Source organism: Vibrio nitrifigilis, assembly GCF_015686695.1.
Classification (GTDB): domain Bacteria; phylum Pseudomonadota; class Gammaproteobacteria; order Enterobacterales; family Vibrionaceae; genus Vibrio; species Vibrio nitrifigilis.
This window is the reverse complement of the sequence record NZ_JADPMR010000004.1, coordinates 303,062-320,296: the sequence shown is the minus strand read 5'-3', so window position 1 is coordinate 320,296 and position 17,235 is coordinate 303,062. Positions and strand designations below refer to the sequence as shown.

12 protein-coding genes and 2 pseudogenes are annotated in these 17,235 nt (G+C 44.6%); 5 read left to right on the top strand and 9 right to left on the bottom strand.

Translation table 11 applies throughout. From position 1 onward, the window contains the following. The 3 genes from I1A42_RS17685 to I1A42_RS17675 all read right to left on the bottom strand — a co-directional run bounded on the left by I1A42_RS17685 (position 1) and on the right by I1A42_RS17675 (position 4,388). Positions 1 to 924, bottom strand: coding sequence for an ABC transporter permease (locus tag I1A42_RS17685; RefSeq protein ID WP_196124240.1), 924 nt, complete (start codon positions 922 to 924; stop codon positions 1 to 3). A 67-nt stretch (positions 925 to 991) separates the two neighbouring features. Beyond that, a complete protein-coding gene (locus I1A42_RS17680; protein ID WP_196124239.1) occupies positions 992 to 2,515 on the bottom strand; it encodes an ABC transporter substrate-binding protein in 1,524 nt (507 codons plus the stop codon). Then, positions 2,490 to 4,388 (bottom strand): ABC transporter ATP-binding protein, encoded by a 1,899-nt coding sequence (locus I1A42_RS17675; protein ID WP_196124238.1) that lies wholly within the window; start codon positions 4,386 to 4,388, stop codon positions 2,490 to 2,492. Before I1A42_RS17675 ends, I1A42_RS17680 begins: the two co-directional genes overlap by 26 nt. A 241-nt stretch (positions 4,389 to 4,629) precedes the next feature. On the opposite strand from I1A42_RS17675, the gene I1A42_RS17670 reads away from it, so the two are divergent. Beyond that, a complete protein-coding gene (locus I1A42_RS17670; RefSeq protein ID WP_196124237.1) occupies positions 4,630 to 5,535 on the top strand; it encodes a LysR family transcriptional regulator in 906 nt (301 codons plus the stop codon). Positions 5,536 to 5,669: 134 nt separating this feature from the next. On the opposite strand, the gene corA is transcribed toward I1A42_RS17670, so the two are convergent. The 3 genes and pseudogenes from corA to I1A42_RS25360 all read right to left on the bottom strand — a co-directional run. Further along, a complete protein-coding gene (gene corA, locus I1A42_RS17665; protein ID WP_196124236.1) occupies positions 5,670 to 6,626 on the bottom strand; it encodes a magnesium/cobalt transporter CorA in 957 nt (318 codons plus the stop codon). A 443-nt stretch (positions 6,627 to 7,069) separates the two neighbouring features. Beyond that, positions 7,070 to 7,480, bottom strand: a pseudogene (locus tag I1A42_RS25365) (methyl-accepting chemotaxis protein); the annotation flags it as partial. A gap of 117 nt (positions 7,481 to 7,597) precedes the next feature. Further along, positions 7,598 to 8,305, bottom strand: a pseudogene (locus tag I1A42_RS25360) (PAS domain-containing protein); the annotation flags it as partial. Between the two features lie 432 nt (positions 8,306 to 8,737). Here I1A42_RS25360 and I1A42_RS17655 point away from each other — a divergent pair. After that, positions 8,738 to 11,188 carry a putative bifunctional diguanylate cyclase/phosphodiesterase gene (locus tag I1A42_RS17655; protein ID WP_196124235.1) on the top strand — a complete coding sequence of 817 codons (2,451 nt, stop codon included), beginning with the start codon at positions 8,738 to 8,740 and terminating at the stop codon, positions 11,186 to 11,188. A 63-nt stretch (positions 11,189 to 11,251) separates the two neighbouring features. On the opposite strand, the gene I1A42_RS17650 is transcribed toward I1A42_RS17655, so the two are convergent. After that, on the bottom strand, positions 11,252 to 11,722 hold the full coding sequence (locus I1A42_RS17650; RefSeq protein WP_196124234.1) for a GNAT family N-acetyltransferase: 471 nt from the start codon (positions 11,720 to 11,722) through the stop codon (positions 11,252 to 11,254). Positions 11,723 to 11,759: 37 nt separating this feature from the next. Next, positions 11,760 to 12,635: an EamA family transporter gene (locus tag I1A42_RS17645; protein ID WP_196124233.1), complete on the bottom strand. Its 876-nt coding sequence runs from the start codon at positions 12,633 to 12,635 to the stop codon at positions 11,760 to 11,762. 315 nt (positions 12,636 to 12,950) lie between these two features. On the opposite strand from I1A42_RS17645, the gene I1A42_RS17640 reads away from it, so the two are divergent. From I1A42_RS17640 to I1A42_RS17630, 3 genes are read left to right on the top strand one after another with little or no spacing between them, the layout of a single operon-like run. Next, positions 12,951 to 13,625, top strand: a complete 675-nt coding sequence (locus tag I1A42_RS17640) for a haloacid dehalogenase type II (RefSeq protein WP_196124232.1) — start codon at positions 12,951 to 12,953, stop codon at positions 13,623 to 13,625. A 15-nt stretch (positions 13,626 to 13,640) separates the two neighbouring features. Next, the gene (locus I1A42_RS17635) at positions 13,641 to 14,915 is read left to right on the top strand and encodes an NAD(P)/FAD-dependent oxidoreductase (RefSeq protein ID WP_196124231.1); all 1,275 of its coding nucleotides are present in this window, start codon (positions 13,641 to 13,643) and stop codon (positions 14,913 to 14,915) included. A gap of 57 nt (positions 14,916 to 14,972) precedes the next feature. After that, entirely contained in the window at positions 14,973 to 16,592 is a 1,620-nt protein-coding gene (locus tag I1A42_RS17630; RefSeq protein WP_196124230.1) for an ABC transporter substrate-binding protein, read from the top strand. Between the two features lie 89 nt (positions 16,593 to 16,681). Here the strand turns inward: I1A42_RS17630 and I1A42_RS17625 are convergent, their stop codons facing one another. Beyond that, positions 16,682 to 17,083 (bottom strand): DUF2251 domain-containing protein, encoded by a 402-nt coding sequence (locus tag I1A42_RS17625; RefSeq protein ID WP_196124229.1) that lies wholly within the window; start codon positions 17,081 to 17,083, stop codon positions 16,682 to 16,684. Between the last annotated feature and the right edge of the window lie 152 nt (positions 17,084 to 17,235).

Here is a 17,235-nt window from a genome sequence, read left to right as displayed (position 1 = left end):
TTACTCCGTTCTAATTCGTGGGTCGATGAGGCCATAAGCGATATCGACCAATAAGTTGATGCCAACAATCAGCATAGAAAGCACCGTAATGACCGCTTGTAGCACCGGATAGTCGCGGCTACTCACCGCATCGAAAGCAAGAGTGCCTAATCCTGGCCAGTTGAAGACTTTTTCAATGACTACAATACCGCCCAGCAAACCGCCAAATTGCAGACCAAAATAGGTAATCAGCGGAATCGCGCAGTTACGCAGGGCGTGTTTATACAGCACTTTGCTTTCACTGAGCCCTTTAGCACGTGCCACCATAATGTATTGCGATTGCAGTGTTTCTAGCATCGATGAGCGCACCAAGCGCACATTGGTTGCGGTAAGAATAATCGCCATGGTCACCGCTGGCATGATAAAGCTTGCCAAGCCATCCATCCCACTTGGTGGCAACCATTTGAGGGAGATAGAAAACACCAGCACCATCATCAGTGCTAACCAGAAATTGGGAAACGACAGACCAATCAAGGAAGTGATGCGGATCAGTTGGTCGGCCCATTTGCCTTTCGAGACGGCCGCCTTGATCCCCAGTGGAATTGAAATGGCGATCGAGACCAGCATCACTGCAAAAGCGAGCGACACCGTGGCAGGAAATGAGAGCCCAATCAATTGGCTCACTGGCGTTTGGCCCATAAAGCTGCGCCCTAAATCTCCCGAAAAAATTCCTAAAATGAAGTGGCCATATTGCACCCAAAACGGTTGATTCAGACCAAGAGATTCGCGGATCAAAGCCAGATCGCTCTCTGTCACGCTACCCGCTCCTTGAGTGAGCATCAGCGCTGGGTCGCCAGTCAGACGAATGGCGTAGGAAACGATCAAGGTAATCGCAAACAAGACAAAGACCGCTTGAAGCAACCGCTTAAGCAAAAAATGAGTCATGACGTGTCCTTACGTACAATCTTTACCTAAAAAGTGCAGCTTTGCTCTGGCAAAGCTGCATGGAAGTTTACTCAACTGTCACGTCGTTCAAGCGCAAACGGCTATCAGGAACAGGAGTAAAGTTTTTCACGCGCTTGGCCACACCAAAGATGGCATTTTCACTGTACAGAGGCATCTCAAGTGCACGATCAGCGGTGTAGTGCGCAATCTCTTGCAGCATAGAGAGACGTTTGGCTTGGTCGGTCACTGAACGCTGCGCTTCCAACATCTGGTCTAACTTAGGATCGCTATCGTATGGGTTCCATTTTTCACCAGAGTGATACATAAAGTACGCGGTATTGTCGTAATCCAGCGTCCAACCACCCCACGACTGTTGAAACATCGCGCCCGTTTTACCGGCAGGTATAATGTCGTTCAGCAGTACGTTAGTTTCGTAAGGCTTGATGATGGCTTTTAAGCCGATGATTTGTAGATAACTTGCCACCGCTTGAGCCACTTCATTGAAGGTCGCGTTGTTACCACGAATATCGATTTGTACTTGCGCGCCCGGTTTCACGCCCGCGGCTTTCAGTAACTGCTGCGCTTTGGTTGGGTCATACGGTAGCGGCTTCATTTTCGGGTCGTTACCAAATGAAATGGCACTTTGGAAACTGGCAATGGCTTCGGCTTGACCACCTAAAATCGAATCGATGATCGCTTGGCGATCAACACCATAAATCAGCGCCTTACGTACACGCTCATCTTTGGTAATGCCATTTTTGGTGTTAAAACGTAAGGCATACACCGTTGGGCTGGTCGCCGACATAATCGTCAGCTTAGGATCGTTTTTAATGGTTGGGATCATCGCAATCGGAATGGTTGGCGGAATCACCATATCCACGCGACCCGATTGCAGCTCTGCTACCGCCGTCGATGGTTCAGAGATAAAGCGATATTTAAGCTCAGAGAGTTTTGCTTTATCACCCCAGAAATTCGGATACGCTTTTAGCGTAATACCGACTTTAGGCTGATACGACTCAAATTCAAATGGGCCAGTACCCACCGGGTGAGTATTAAAATACTCTTCCCCTTTCTCTTGGATATATTTTGGCGGCACGATCATCGCGCCATAACCTGCCAATTTAGTTAGCAGAACAGGATCAGCCGCTTTAAGGAAGAAATCCACCGTGTAGTCATCCACCACAGCGACATGGTCGATGGCAGAATAGTTTGAACGTTGTGGGCCTTTTTTGCCTTCATCACCTAGCAGACGATCAAAGGTAAATTTCACCGCGTTGGCGTTAAAAGGTTCGCCATCATGGAAAGTGACGCCTTTACGCAAAGCAAAGCGGATTTTCTTGCCGTCATCGGAAATTTTCCACGAAGTCGCCAGTGCTGGCTTTAACTTTAGGTCTGGGCCGCGATAGGTCAAACCATCGTACATATTAGTGGCAACCGACGCCCAGTTCACTAAAAACGTGTCAATCGGGTCCCAACTGCCGGGATCTTGTGGTGAAGAAACGGTCAGTGTACCCGCTGCCATTGACATGGAGGAAAAGGTCACGCCCGCTGCCAGTGCAAAGCACTTAAGCCATTGTTTTTGCTTCATCATTGAAATACTCTCCATTTTGTAAATTGTAAAACGCCCCATCCTTTGGAACGCCAGCAACATAGTGCCCTTCACTCACCTGCGTATACTCTAGCTGGGGTGGTTGATAGCCCACTTCATGCACAGGACTTGGAATATCACCATTGATCAAAAGATGTTGTTTACGTTGAGTCGGGTCGGCAACCGGAACGGCGGATAGCAGCTTTTGCGTGTAAGGATGCGTGGGTGAATCAAACACTTGTGCACGTTTACCTAATTCAACGATTTGTCCTAAATAGAGCACAGCAACGCGGTGGCTCATCTTCTCTACAACCGCCATATCGTGACTGATAAAGAGATAGGCAATACCAAATTCTTGCTGTAACTCCATAAATAGATTGATGATCTGCGCTTGAATCGACACATCCAGCGCAGAGAGCGCTTCATCTGCGATAATTAACTTAGGCTCAGAAGCCAGTGCCCGCGCGATACAGATACGTTGCCTTTGTCCGCCAGAGAACTCGTGGGGATAGCGTTTGGCATGTTCCGCTTGTAAACCGACTCGTTCCAGTAGCTGCGCCACTCGTGCTTGAATCGCTTTCTCATCACGGATCAAGTGGTGCGTGCGAATCGGTTCGGCGATGGAAAATCCCACGGTTTTACGCGGATCCAGCGAAGCAAACGGGTCTTGAAAGATGTATTGCACATCGCGTTTTAAACGATGCTGCTCTTGCGGGGATAAGCGGTCGAGCTGTCGCCCTTCAAAGCAAATTGAACCGCTCGTTGCCTGTTGCAGCTGCTGAATCGTGCGGCCAATAGTGGATTTGCCAGAGCCCGATTCGCCCACCAGTGACAGCGTTTCTCCAGGATAAATATTGAAACTCACACTTTCAACTGCGTGCACTTTATGGGTTGCACGTCCCCAGAAGTTTTTCTTGGTAATAAACTGAGTGACCAAGTCATTGACTTGCAACAGCGGCTCTTGATCGTAGCGAGCCGTGTTTTGCTCCACTTCTGCACCGATACTCACCAGCTGGTTATCGCGCATCACTGTTACCGGAAATTGATAGGGATTTGCGCGTCCAACCATACTGCCTAATTTAGGCACAGCCGACAGTAGCGCTTGGGTATAAGGGTGCTTTGGCGCGGCAAACAGTTGCTTCACTTCACCCTGCTCGACCTTATTCCCTTGCCACATCACCACCACATCATCAGCGATTTCTGCGACCACGCCCATGTCATGAGTAATGAAAATCACCGCCATATTCAGCGACTTTTGCAGGTCAGCAATAATAGACAGAATCTGGGCTTGAATGGTCACATCCAGTGCCGTGGTGGGTTCATCAGCAATCAGCACTTTAGGCTTACATGCTAGGGCCATAGCAATCATAACGCGCTGGCGCATACCACCCGACAGTTGATGCGGATAGCGCGCTAACATGTCATGAGCATCCGGCATGCGCACCAATTCCAATAAACGCTCACTTTCAGCCATGGCTTCGGCTTTAGTCAGTTTTTCATGTAGTAGGAGCGCTTCACTCAGCTGATCACCGATGGTAAACACTGGGTTTAGCGAGGTCATTGGCTCTTGAAAGATCATCGCAATCTCTTTGCCACGTACCCGGAGCATTTGCTCTTGAGACAACGCGAGCAAATCGAGCGTATTAGCCTGATTAGTATAAAGAATTTTTCCAGAGGTATAGCGAGCGCCACCGATATCAGCCAAACGCATGATCGATTGAGAAGTGACGGATTTTCCTGAACCCGATTCCCCCACAATTGCGAGAGTCCGCCCCGGCGTCACATCAAAGCTTAAATTGCTAATTACCTGTGATTCACCAAAAGAGACGGAGAGGTTCTTTACAGAAAGAATTGCGGATTGAGTTACGTCTGCCACCTGTTCATCCTTGATCAGTTCGGTAAACACTTTGTTGCAAACCAACGAAAATGACGTCCGTTCATTCTCTTTTGTGGTTTAACGTCTACCAAAGGTTATGTCTGACATCCATCATGAAAAGATTTGGCAATGTAATCAACTTATATTAATGCATAGTTGATAACTAAATGTTATGGTTAATCCATTAAATTCTTACCGTTAAAAAATGGTAGAGAGTTTTCAAGAACCGGCAAGGATTGCTATGAAGTTTCGCCAAATCGAAGCCTTTCGCTACATCATGTTACGAGGTACCACTGCTGCCGCAGCCAGTGAAATGCATGTTACTCAACCGGCAGTAAGTCGACTCATCAGTGATTTAGAAGACTCACTGGGTTTTATGCTTTTTGAAAGGCGTAAAGGGCGACTTTACCCCACCGATGATGCTGCTGAATTTTTCAGATCGGTTGAAGAGAGTTTTTTGGGGTTAGAAAAGCTCGAATCGGTTGCCAATAACATTCGTACTCGTACCCCAAGAGAACTGCGCATTGCGGTCACTTCCGCCATTGCCAGTTCCTTAGTGCCAATGGCTCTCAAAGAGCATAAGAAATTTTACCCTGATGAACGCGTCGTCATTTTGACCTACAGTCTGTCAGAAATGGTCACCAAGCTGCAGACTAATTCCGTTGATCTCGCCGTCGGCTTACAACTGCCACAATTAGTTGGGATTGAGCAAGAATTTATCGGTAACGCTCGCTATGTGTTTGCAGCGAAAGAAGGACATCCGTTATTAGATAAAGAGGTAATCACGGCAAGCGATCTAAAAGGGCAAGAAGTACTCACGGTATTAGACTCTTACCCTAAGTATTGGAACCACCTTGAGCAAGCGACCGATTCTGTTCGCGCTGAATTGAGCAAAAATCTCTATATCGATACCTCGCACACCGGCTACGCCATGATAGCCTCAGGTCTTGCGGTCGGCGTATTGGAACCTTTCGCTGCGCGAGTGTGGATCAAAAATGGCGTCGTCACCAGACCGTTTGAACCGCAAATTCGCTATCCCTACGGGTTTGCTTATCCAACCAACACGCGTCACCACACCTCGTTGCATCAATTTATCCAGTCAGTTAAGAATGTCGCGCAAACAATGCCTGAATTTTTTGACAAATAATCACGATGATAGTGAAAAAGCGCTTACTAATACTGCAAGTGCTTTATCAACTATTTAAACGAGCCTTAGTCAAAAATAAGTCCCTGCTGAATAAGCAAGGACTGTTTATATGGGAAAAGGATTGGCGTTGTTCTTCACAGCCATCCTTTACGTTTGAAATAGAAATAAGGAGCAAAGCCGGATGCTAACATCAGACCCAACGCAAACGGATAGCCACCAGCCCAGTGAAGCTCGGGCATGAAATTGAAGTTCATCCCATAAATACTGGCGATCACTGTCGGGGGTAGGAAAACCACAGACGCGATAGAGAATATTTTGATGATCTGATTCTGTTCAATATTGATAAAACCTTGCGTTGAATCCATCAAGAAGTTTATTTTATCAAACAGAAAAGTCGTATGAGACATCAATGCTTCAATATCGTGGCTCACCTCATTGAGCGTTTCTCGATGTTCATTACGTGATTTCAACTTACGTAATAAAAACGAGATAGTTCTCTGTGTATCCATCAAACACAAACGCACTTTTCCGTTACTATCTTCGAGCTTTGCAAGGCGACTAATACACTCTTCTAGATCCGACTCTTCACTTTCCAATACATCGTGACTGACTTTTTCTAATTGGCGATGAATGTCTTCGAGGATATCAGCGTGATTTTCCACTTTCTGCTCTAGCAAAGTGACCAATAAATTATCGATATTATTACAATGGACTTGGCCGCGACGGGCACGTAAGCGTAATAACCGGAAATCGGCAACATCACCATCACGCATAGTAATCAGACGTTGATTCTGCAAAATACATGCGACAGTCACTGTGTTATGTCGCCCTTCTGATGGCGACAAGAATAGCGAGTGAACATGAATACCAGACTGATCGATAAAACATCGCGCCGATGTTTCAATTTCTTCTACATCGTTCGATTCTGGTAGTGAAATTCTCAATAAAGAACTAATCAGGGCACGTTCATCTTCTGTAGGATCATGGGCATCGATCCATTGTGCTTGTTCTACAAAATCGCTGATATCGCTGCAGTCATCAGTCGGCATGGCAGTAATCATGCCATGTTGAATATTAAAAAATCGCAGCATTATTCACTCCTCTACATCATTACGAGTCGTCTCATAATGGTTACTCTTATTCGTTCTCTCATTGGATCATAAGACAGAGCGAGCCTGTAACAGCCGTAACCTGCATCCATGCGATTATAAAGCCGGTCATTATATACCCAAACGACCTCAAAATGCAGGATTCAAAGCTTCATTGAAGTGACTTAGGTGTACCTAAATACGGTTTAATGGCAGGCGTTAGCGTTAATACGAACTCTTAGATAATTGGCTGCATCCTACACGGTTAACCCAGAAGGGTATATATATTTTTATCAATATCTTTTTTTGCTGAATAACACATGAATGTCATTGAAGGATAAAACGAAAATATGACGATTTGAGGACATGGAGCGGGTTGAGAGCGTTCCCTCACTTTCATCACTCTCTAGCAAGGGAACACAATTTGGCGGGCACTTTCACAAGAATTAAGAACGTAATTGGTCAACGATGCTAACAAACCGAGCAACACCTTGGCTGACATCTTCTAAACCATGTTGAACAGTATGAATACTATCCTCTCCTTCTAGAGCAACATGATTGACTGAATCTAAATTGCTATGCATCTGGCTGATAAGACGCGTATTTTCCTCAACGACATTGGTAATTTCATCTGTTGCAGCAGAGGTACGAGACGCTAATGTTCGCACTTCATCAGCTACCACTGCAAATCCGCGCCCCGTTTCTCCAGCTCGAGCAGCTTCAATCGCGGCATTTAGTGCGAGTAAGTTGGTTTGTCCTGCAATACCATTGATTGTCGTAACAATTTCATTAATGCTTTTGGATTGTTCCATTAACTCATTGCCAAGGTGACTCGCGCCCTTAACCTGATCGGCAACTTTATGCGACGTCTTGACGGCATCATGAAGAACTTTAACCGCAGAAGCAGTAATAGCGGATGTTTCTTCAGAAATTGCCGCCGCCATTTCGACTGCTTGCATCGTGAGATTTTCTCGTTCGGTAATATCACTGGCGAACTTAATCACTTTATAGACTTCACCACGAGAATTTTTGATTGGATTATAAGTCGCTTCCAGCCAAATAACGGCACCATTGGCATTTTTACGTTTAAACCGCCCCGTCATAGGCTCACCATTTTGTAGCACATGCCAGAAGTCTGGATTCTCGACATAATACTCTGGAAAGCAAAACATCTTATGATGTTTACCTTTTATTGCTTCTAAGGTGTAGCCCACGGTATCAAGAAAGTTTTGGTTGGCATTCAAAATCGTACCATCAGGAAGAAACTCGATCACGGCTTGAGTACGGTCCAACGCTGTTAAAACAGCTCGCTCCGCATTAGCTTTTTCGGTCACTTGTGTAACATCAGAGCATATTTTGATTATTTTAACGACGCTCCCTCCAGCATCTTTTACAGGAAAGTAGTTTGCTTCAAGGTATATGGGTTGACCGTCTTTGCGAAACCGCTTGAAAGTCCCACTGTGAGCTTCTCCAGCGGCAAGGTGGCGCCAGAACTCACGATATTCATTGGTTGAACTATATTTCTCATCACAAAAAATGCGGTGATGTTTGCCAACAATTTCATCTAATCGATAACCAGACGCTTTGAGAAACAGATCATTTGCATGTTGAATCGTGCCATTCGGTTCAAATTCAATAAATGCAGTATGCGCAACAATGGCTTCGAGTTCATAAACAAGCATCTCTTGAGCTAAACGATTTGTTGCTTCTTCATCCGTTTCCTTTTTTTGACCAAACCACATAACCCTATCCCTTAGTAAACTGTTAAACCCTGTCCACTATTGACGTCTGCGAGTAATTACGCACATATGAACCAATACAAATATCGCTTTGTTTTATAACAATAGTTCATTATTAGTAAGCTGTCGTAAGGCAAAATTAAAAATAATTGCTTTGATTCAAAATGAGTAAATTCAGTAATAACACCGCAATTTGTCGCAGAAATACGATGTAAAAACCACCATGCTGTAGCTATCTCATTGAAAGGTAATGGCCATTCTTTCGGTGATTGAACGTGACTTGTGCTGATGGTGAATAAGCTCTAACTCTTACCTCATAAACTCAATGGTTACATTGTTAATTAGTCAGTGCTTATTTTCATATTGATGTGTAGAATGCAACTTCCATTTTGGCTAACACTCGACTTTATGTTTGGACTTTTCACCTTACAAATTGCCCTTTTCTCGGTTTTTCCACTCTATTTCACCACATTAGATGGACCACTTAGGAAGGTTTCTTACTACCTGTATATCGCGCTTGTTTTATTGATTGGTGGATTTTTTGGCAATGTTTACTCATTACCGATTAATGATCATATCAATGTTTCCGGCGGAAACCTTTGCTATGGCGCATTTATGATGTCGTCGGTGCTATTTGTCTGGGTAGAGCGCGATCTGTTTATATTAAGGCACCTCGTCCGACTGGTTATCTTTGTCGATTTGTTTAATGTCCTATTTTCAACACTTGTGACTTATTCACTGCGTCATCCTGGTATCATCAACCCGCATAACACCCCTGCGGCATTATTCGATATTTCCACTCCGTTTATTATACTGGGTGGTTTTCTGATTATTTTAGAACTACTTACGCTGCTGTTTTTTTTCGATAAAGTAAAACGCTGGCCGTTATCGCCTTCCCTGACAATGATTGTGTATGTCGCGTCATTTATTACTATCTTATGTATCGATGGCATTGTCTTTCCTTTACTGGCCTTCGGGTTTTCTTCATCGATCATCGACATTGTGTTCGGAGGATTAGAAGGCAAGATTTTAACCGCGAGTTGTTTTAGCATTCCTCTTCTCCTGTTTGCCGTATTCAAACGTCAATCTTTCATCAGCTATCTGGAATCTAGCGATTTCAAATGGCCTGTACTGCTTAAAACCAGTCAGCAATTGATGGCAGATATGCAAGAGAAAGAATACGGTTTAGAGAAAGCCGCTACGATTTATAACAATTCGAACCAAGGCCTCGCCTTCGTCGATAAAAATGGCAAATTGCTCCAAGCCAATCCCGCGTTTCATCACAAACTCAATTTGTTTTCTCCTAAGGCATTACATAATTTAAAAGTGAATACGCTGTTTCGATTTCAAGGCGAACCGCTAAGTAAATCAGAGCTACTGACCGACCGTTGGAAAAATGAAGTCTCTTACGGCAGACAATTCGCCCATCAGGGGATTATGTCGGTGAGTAAAGTCACCTCAGAGATCAGTAATGAAGAGACGTTCGTTATCTCTTTAGTCAATATCGATGCACAAAAGCAAGCGAGAGAGAAATTGAACCACCTCGCATTGCACGACCAATTAACGGGCTTACCGAATCGCAGAGTACTGGATGAACAGCTGGCACAAGTCCAGTATTCTGATGCAGGATTATTAGTTGTCGATCTAGACCATTTTAAAGATATTAATGATAGCTATGGCCATGGTGCGGGTGACACCATATTAACGGCCGTTTCTGAGCGTTTAAGTTCAATCCATAACCAGTTCCCCGATATCATTGCAACATTGTGCCGTACCGGTGGCGATGAATTTGCCATTTTAGTGAATACTAAAGACGAACAAATCATCACTAAGCTCATTCATCATATTCAAGATGTATTAAAAAAAGTGCTCGTGTTTGGTGAACAAACTGAAGTCTTTATCTCAGCGACAATAGGCGCATCGACTCAAAGCTCTAATGAAGCGCGAGACCTTCTTCAAGAGGCTGATGCCGCTTTGTATGAAGCAAAAAGAACGTTGCGCGGATCATTTGGTTTATATGAAGAACGTCTCACCATCGAAACGATCCGCAAATTAACGTTAAGTGCTAAATTAAAAATCGCACTAAAACAAGGTGAGATTGAGGTCTACTACCAGCCGCAATATACACCTGATACCCATGACTTGCTTGGTGTAGAAGCGTTAGCTCGTTGGCATGATAATGAGTTAGGTTGGGTCTCCCCTGGAGAATTTATTCCTGTTGCTGAGGAAACGGGCTTAATTGAAGCTTTAGGCGATTATGTTTTGGAGCAAGCCTGTTTAGATGGAGCACAGTGGATAAAAGAAGGTTATCGACCAATTAAGCTATCCGTTAATGTCTCTGCATACCAGCTCAGATTTGGTCAGTTTATGAACGCACTGGGTAATGCTCTCAAAGTCAGTCAGTTCCCAAGTCGCCATTTACAATTAGAATTGACAGAATCTGCGTATATTGAGCGAGAAGAAGAAGTGTTACCTTTGCTTAATCACATCAAACAGCTAGGTGTTGGCTTAGCCATTGATGACTTTGGCACCGGCTATTCTTCACTATCGTACCTATCACGTATGCCGTGGGACACGCTAAAGATCGATCGCAGTTTCATCACGGATATTCCAAACGACATCGAACAATGCAAACTGACGTCAACGATTATCTCGATGGCCCAAGACCTAGGTTTATCGATTGTTGTTGAAGGTGTTGAAACCAAACAACAACTCGACTTTATGGCGAAACGTCAATGTCAGTTAATTCAAGGGTATTACTACTCACCACCGATTCCTGCCGCTCAATTGCGCACGCGGTTAACAAAAGAAAGCGGTCACCTTTAAGCGAAAATACTTGCTGCGCCTAGCTAGGTGCAGCATGTAACAGATTCAAAAATAACGGTTAGTCTAACCTTCAAGGGACTTGCCCATATTTATGCTAAGCACGGCATAACCCATCTTTTTATACAGAGCTTGAGCCTTGCTGTTTTGCTGGAAAACATGCAGACCAATCTTTTTCGCACCGCAGGCCTTAGCCACATCGTCAATCTCACGCAACGCTTGTTGTGCTAGTCCCTGACGGCGAAACTCTGGGAGGATTTCTAGATTATAAATAAAGGCGGTGGCTATCTTAGGGTCAATGAACACCCAAATATTCCCTGCCGGTTTACCTGTTATTGAACAGGTAATGGTAAATAACTTATGATTCTTAGTGTTCTCTCTCTGTGGCAATAGTTTATCGATTTCATTAAAGGCGCGCTCAAGCGATCCTTCTTCGAGCCATCGACCCGATTCTACGTTTTCTCGGGCGTATTCTTCGCTGGAAACTTGACGAAATGGCGCAAATTCCGCTGCTGTCATGGGTACTAATACTGTCATTTTATCATCCAACTCTCTCTAAAATCTTATTCATCCGTTATTGCCACATAACTAAGATGGCGGCCACAGCAATCAATACTAACGCTGTGACATCTCGTACTTTCACTTTCTCTTTAAGCCAAAAGACCGAAATCAACATGGTAAAAAAGACTTCGACTTGGCCTAATGTTTTCACATAAGGCACGGCCTCTAGTGACATTGCGCTAAACCAACCAAATGATCCAATAAAGCTTGCCAGACTTGTCATTACAACAAGCTTAGGGCGCGCAAACATGTCGCGCAGCGTTTGTTGATCTCTTAATGACAAATATATTGTCAACATGATCGTTTGTAATGAAATTACCAAAAACAACACCCATGCGGCGCGATGAGGAAAAGGCAAATGTAAACTGAGGCTCGCTTGACGAATCCAAAGTGACGCTAAGGCAAACGAAGTGCTGCAAGCAAGACCCAGTAATGCGGTGGATAGCGATATACTGCGAATACCATTTCTGCAACTTAATAAAAATACCGCGATAGCCCCCACGAAAACACCGCCCCAACCGATAACGCTTAAAGATGTGCCAAAAAACAGGACGCCCAAAAACGCAGACACTGGCGCTTCACTTTTAGCTAGCCCAGCTCCAATCGCGTAGTTTTTCTGCTTAAACAGCACAACCATCAAAGCGGTTGCAACAATTTGGATGATCGCCGCGCCTAATACATAGAGTGTCGATTCAACAGTGACGACGGGGATTGGCGCAGGTTCAAAATGATACAAGGTGATTAAGTACAGCAGAGCCAGCGGCCACGCCCAAATAAATCGAGCCAGCGTCACCCCAACGACATTAATTCGTTGACTTAGACGGCTTTGAAATGCATTACGCCACGATTGGCTAAAGGCAGCAAGAAAGGTAAACAGAATCCAGCTCACAACGGTCTTCCATGTTGGTGCAAATATAAGAAGCCCTCACTTTACAATAAAGCACTCAGCGTGTGACGAGAAAATTGCACTATTTCCTCTCTTTTTTCATTGGATGAGTCGCTCTCTCCTTTTTCTAATCAGGCGAGAATGTCATTTCGCTTGTTTTATAAACAATATTAACTGCTGCGAACAAAGATAAAACAGCAAACATATGCGTCAGACAAAGCCATTTAAACGTTATCTTTTGTACAACTGTGATGTAATGAATTGGTAATGGAAATTCAATTACAGGTTTATTTGTTAGTTGATTTAAGGATGAATACGATGACAGTACCTACCCCGAAATTTATCACGTTTGATTGTTACGGCACGCTTATCAAAATGCAGTTTGGCATTATGGCCCGTGAAATGTTTAAAGACCGCGTCGCGCCAGAAAAAATGACCTCATTCCTCCACGACTTTTATAAATATCGTTTGGATGAAGTGATGAACAACTGGCAACCTTATGATGTGGTGTTAAAAAATGCTCTACAACGTACTTGTAATCGTTGGGGGCTAGAGTTTAAAGAAGAAGAAGGCCAAGCATATTACGACGCCGTACCAACCTGGGGCCCACACCCAGATGTACCCTCTGGCTTAAAACGGTTAGCAAAAGCTTTTCCATTGGTCATTTACTCCAACGCTGCCGATGATCAAATCATGAAAAATGTTGAGCAATTAGGCGCACCGTTCCATCGCGTATTTACCGCTGAAGAAGCGAAAGTCTATAAACCTCGCTTAGGTGCATTCGAATACATGTTGGATAACTTGGGCTGTAAGCCAGAAGAGATCTTGCATGTTTCTTCCAGTTTCCGTTACGACTTATTTCCTGCTGATGATATGGGCATCAAAAACAAAGCCTTTATTGCTCGTGGTCACGATCAACCAGCAAACCCTGCGTACTCATACAATCAATTTTCTGATATCAATGCCCTCGCTGATTGGCTTGGACTGGATTAAACGTGAGGTGTCATCATGAAAAATCTTTCTTATTGGATCGATACAAAGCCTGAGTTCACTCAAGGCTCTCAACAACTTGAAAATGGCCATTATGATGTGGCCATTATTGGCGGTGGGCTTACCGGCCTTTCTGCTGCGTATCATTTATCCAAACAGGGCGCTAAAGTCGCCCTATTTGAAGCCACCAATATTATGGAACACGCATCCGGCCAAAACGGCGGCCAATGCAGTAGCGGCGTGGTGCAAGATTTTGGCGGTCTGGCAAAAAAAATTGGCATGGATAGAGCCAAACGTTATTACCTTGCTTACTGTGACGCTGTCGACTCACTGCGTAAAGTGATTAAAGATGAAAATATCGAGTGTGAAGTCCGTGAAAGTGGCAAACTTAAGCTGGCATCCAAACCGCACCACGCTGAAAAGATCTTCAATACCTGCGAGTTAGTTAAAAAGGAAGTCGATCCCAATGTTGAGTTCTTAGATAAAGCTGCAGTAAAAAAAGAGATCGCTTCTGATCGCTTTTATGGTGGCATGATCCAACGTAACGGTTTCCAACTTCATGTTGGCAGACTCGGCGTTGGACTTGCGAATGCTGCCACCAATAACGGCGCGCATATCTACGAGCAAAGCCCTGTGACCAAAATTCAAAATAATGGCAGCCAATTCACTTTAGAAACCCTCAAAGGAAAAGTGACAGCAAAAGACGTTGTCTGTGCTAGCGGCATCAGTCAGTACGGACCATTAGGCTGGTTTAGACGTCGAATAGTTCCTGTGGGCAGTTTCCTTATTCTGACGGAGAAAATTGATGCTAAGTTGATGGATGATCTGATGCCTAATAAGCGCTCTTATGTGACCAGTAAAAATATTGGTAACTACTTCCGCGTAATGGGTGAAGATCGTTTGCTCTTTGGCGGTCGCGTTCGCTTTGCGTCTTCTAACCCTGAATCCGATGCCATCAGTGGCAAAATGTTAGAGAAAACGATGGCCGACATGTTTCCAGAACTTGCTGGGGTTAAAGCCTCCCACTGTTGGGGTGGATTGATCGACATGACACCTAATCGCCTGCCTAAAGCGGGACAACGCAAAGGCATGTTCTACTCAATGGGCTTTAGCGGTCACGGCGTGCAAATGTCAACGTATATGGGCCAACAACTGGCGCAAATGGTGGGGGGAAATGCAGACGCGAACCCTTGGCGTGACGAAAAATGGCCAGCAATTCCTGCTTACAACGGAAAACCTTGGTTTTTACCTATGGTTGGCGCTTATTACAAACTGCAGGATTACCTCCACTAAGATAATTCCAATTATTACGTAAAGTCAGCCCTCATAATAGAGAAAGGATACGATATTATGACCGAGAAAAAAATCATCACGGGTCACCAGTGTATACAGGATTTTGAACATTTGACCCAAGAAGGCCGCTCAAGACGTCGATTATTGAAATCTTTAGGGGCCGCTGGGGTTGTACTCGCCGCTACAGGTGGCTCTTTAACGCCTTTTAACGTGTTTGCTCAAGACACAACAGCCAAAGGAAAACCAGGCGGGTCAATCAAAGTCGCCAGCTTATCAATGTCAACCGCAGACACCTTAGACCCAGCCCGAGGTTCGTTCTCAACCGACTATACTCGTTTATACATGGCTTATAACGGGTTAACTAAATTTGATGATAAGCTCGTTCCCCAGCTGGAACTGGCAGAGAGTATCGATAACGATCAAGCCACCATCTGGCACATCAAGTTGCGTAAAGGCGTGCAATTCCATGATGGAAAAGAGCTCACCGCTGACGACGTTGTTTTTTCACTGCAACGCCATCTAGACCCCAACACGCAGTCTAAAGTCATGGGGCTTGCCAAGCAGATGACAAGTATCAGCAAAGCAGGAAAATATGAGGTGCGAGTTGAATTAGAAGGCCCCAACGCGGATTTTCCGGCTATCTTAGCAGTACCCAATATGCAGATCGTGCCCGCCAATACGACCGATTTCAGCAAAGGCATTGGTACAGGTCCGTTTAAAGTGAAGGAATTTCAGCCAGGCGTTCGCACCGTAGTGACCAAAAATGAAAACTACTGGAAACCCGGTTTACCCTACCTCGATGAGGTCGTGTTGTTTGCTATTGCTGATGAACCCTCACGCGTAAACGCGCTGCTTTCTGGTGAAGTGCATGTGATTAGTGAAGTCAATCCACGCTCCACCAACCGAATTAAACAGAGTACGGGCCATGAGTTTATTCCCGTGCCTTCGGGTAGCTATACCGATTTGATCATGCGCCAAGATTTAATGCCGGGTAAAAGCCCTGAATTTACTCAAGCGATGAAACTCTTGATGGATAGAGATCAGATGAAGTCGGCGATATTCCAAGGGTTTGCCACAGTAGGTAACGATACTCCTATTGCCCCGGGAGCGCGTTATTTCAATCCTGATATTCCGCAAACGGAATTTGACCCAGAAAAAGCGAAATTTCTCATCAAAAAAGCGGGCTTTGCCAACGCCACCATTCCATTGGTGACATCAGAAGCAGCGACTGGAGCAGTCGATATCGCGGTATTAATGCAGCAGTCAGCCGCAAAAGTCGGTATCAAAATGCAAGTCCAAACCAAATCGGTGGATGGTTACTGGGCTAATCATTGGGCGAAACATCCGGTCAGCTTTGGGGCAGTCAATGCGCGACCAAGCGCCGATATTATATTTTCACAATTCTTCCTATCGAGTGCCGCATGGAACGAATCACATTGGAAAAACACTCATTTTGATAAACTTCTGGTGGATGCTCGCAAAGAGACAGATGATGCGAAACGCGCGCAAATGTATGGTGAAATGCAAGCGGTCGTGCACGACAAAGGCGGAATTGGTATCCCGATATTTATTAGTAAAATCGATGGTATTGATTCTCGCCTTAAAGGCTACGGCACCAATCCACTTGGAAGCTTTATGGGTTATATGTTCGCTGAGAAAGTCTGGCTGGATGCCTAATAGGAGCTTTTCAATACAAACAAGGGCAGGAATCACCTGCCCTTGTGTTTATTTTTAAGCCATAACTCAAAGATTAAAGCTCTAAGCGATTACCCGAGAAAGTGGTCCATAAAAGATTCGTCCCACTCATGAAACTCAATAAAACGCGCACTTGCACACTCTTCCGATTGACATGTACCGGTATAGGTTGAAAAATCAAAGTATGCTTTAGCCATGCCGTTATACAGTAATGCCACTTTGCTTGCATCCGCCGCCCATAAAATAGAGAGTTCACCTTCACCTTGAGGCGCTGTATCTTGGCGATAAATAACGAATGCAGTGGCGATAGGATTACCGTCTTTTTTCTCATCCATTAGATAAAATGTTCCATTCACACCATTATCTTCAAACACGGCTTGATATCGCTCTAATGGACTGACACTTTCTACTTCAAACTCTTTTCCTGGAATCACTGTTTCACTATGGTGAGCACTTACTACCAATTGACGCATTGAATATCCTTTTTGTATTGAGCCTGCTCATACCCATTCGATTTAAATCATTCGAATATCACAGGCTTTAGCCTTTTATTAGGAGAGATATGGTAACGGATATTGGTAGGCGCACAGGGAAACGACAGCTCAAAGTTTGGAGCCAGATCTAC

Excerpts from the sequence above, each read along its gene's own strand:
- I1A42_RS17650 (WP_196124234.1), bottom strand. The coding sequence starts at position 11,722 with ATGACAGTATTAGTACCCATGACAGCAGCGGAATTTGCGCCATTTCGT.
- I1A42_RS17655 (WP_196124235.1), top strand. The coding sequence starts at position 8,738 with ATGCAACTTCCATTTTGGCTAACACTCGACTTTATGTTTGGACTTTTC.
- I1A42_RS17625 (WP_196124229.1), bottom strand. The coding sequence starts at position 17,083 with ATGCGTCAATTGGTAGTAAGTGCTCACCATAGTGAAACAGTGATTCCA.
- I1A42_RS17685 (WP_196124240.1), bottom strand. The coding sequence starts at position 924 with ATGACTCATTTTTTGCTTAAGCGGTTGCTTCAAGCGGTCTTTGTCTTG.
- I1A42_RS17670 (WP_196124237.1), top strand. The coding sequence starts at position 4,630 with ATGAAGTTTCGCCAAATCGAAGCCTTTCGCTACATCATGTTACGAGGT.
- I1A42_RS17640 (WP_196124232.1), top strand. The coding sequence starts at position 12,951 with ATGACAGTACCTACCCCGAAATTTATCACGTTTGATTGTTACGGCACG.
- I1A42_RS17680 (WP_196124239.1), bottom strand. The coding sequence starts at position 2,515 with ATGATGAAGCAAAAACAATGGCTTAAGTGCTTTGCACTGGCAGCGGGC.
- I1A42_RS17630 (WP_196124230.1), top strand. The coding sequence starts at position 14,973 with ATGACCGAGAAAAAAATCATCACGGGTCACCAGTGTATACAGGATTTT.
- corA (WP_196124236.1), bottom strand. The coding sequence starts at position 6,626 with ATGCTGCGATTTTTTAATATTCAACATGGCATGATTACTGCCATGCCG.
- I1A42_RS17635 (WP_196124231.1), top strand. The coding sequence starts at position 13,641 with ATGAAAAATCTTTCTTATTGGATCGATACAAAGCCTGAGTTCACTCAA.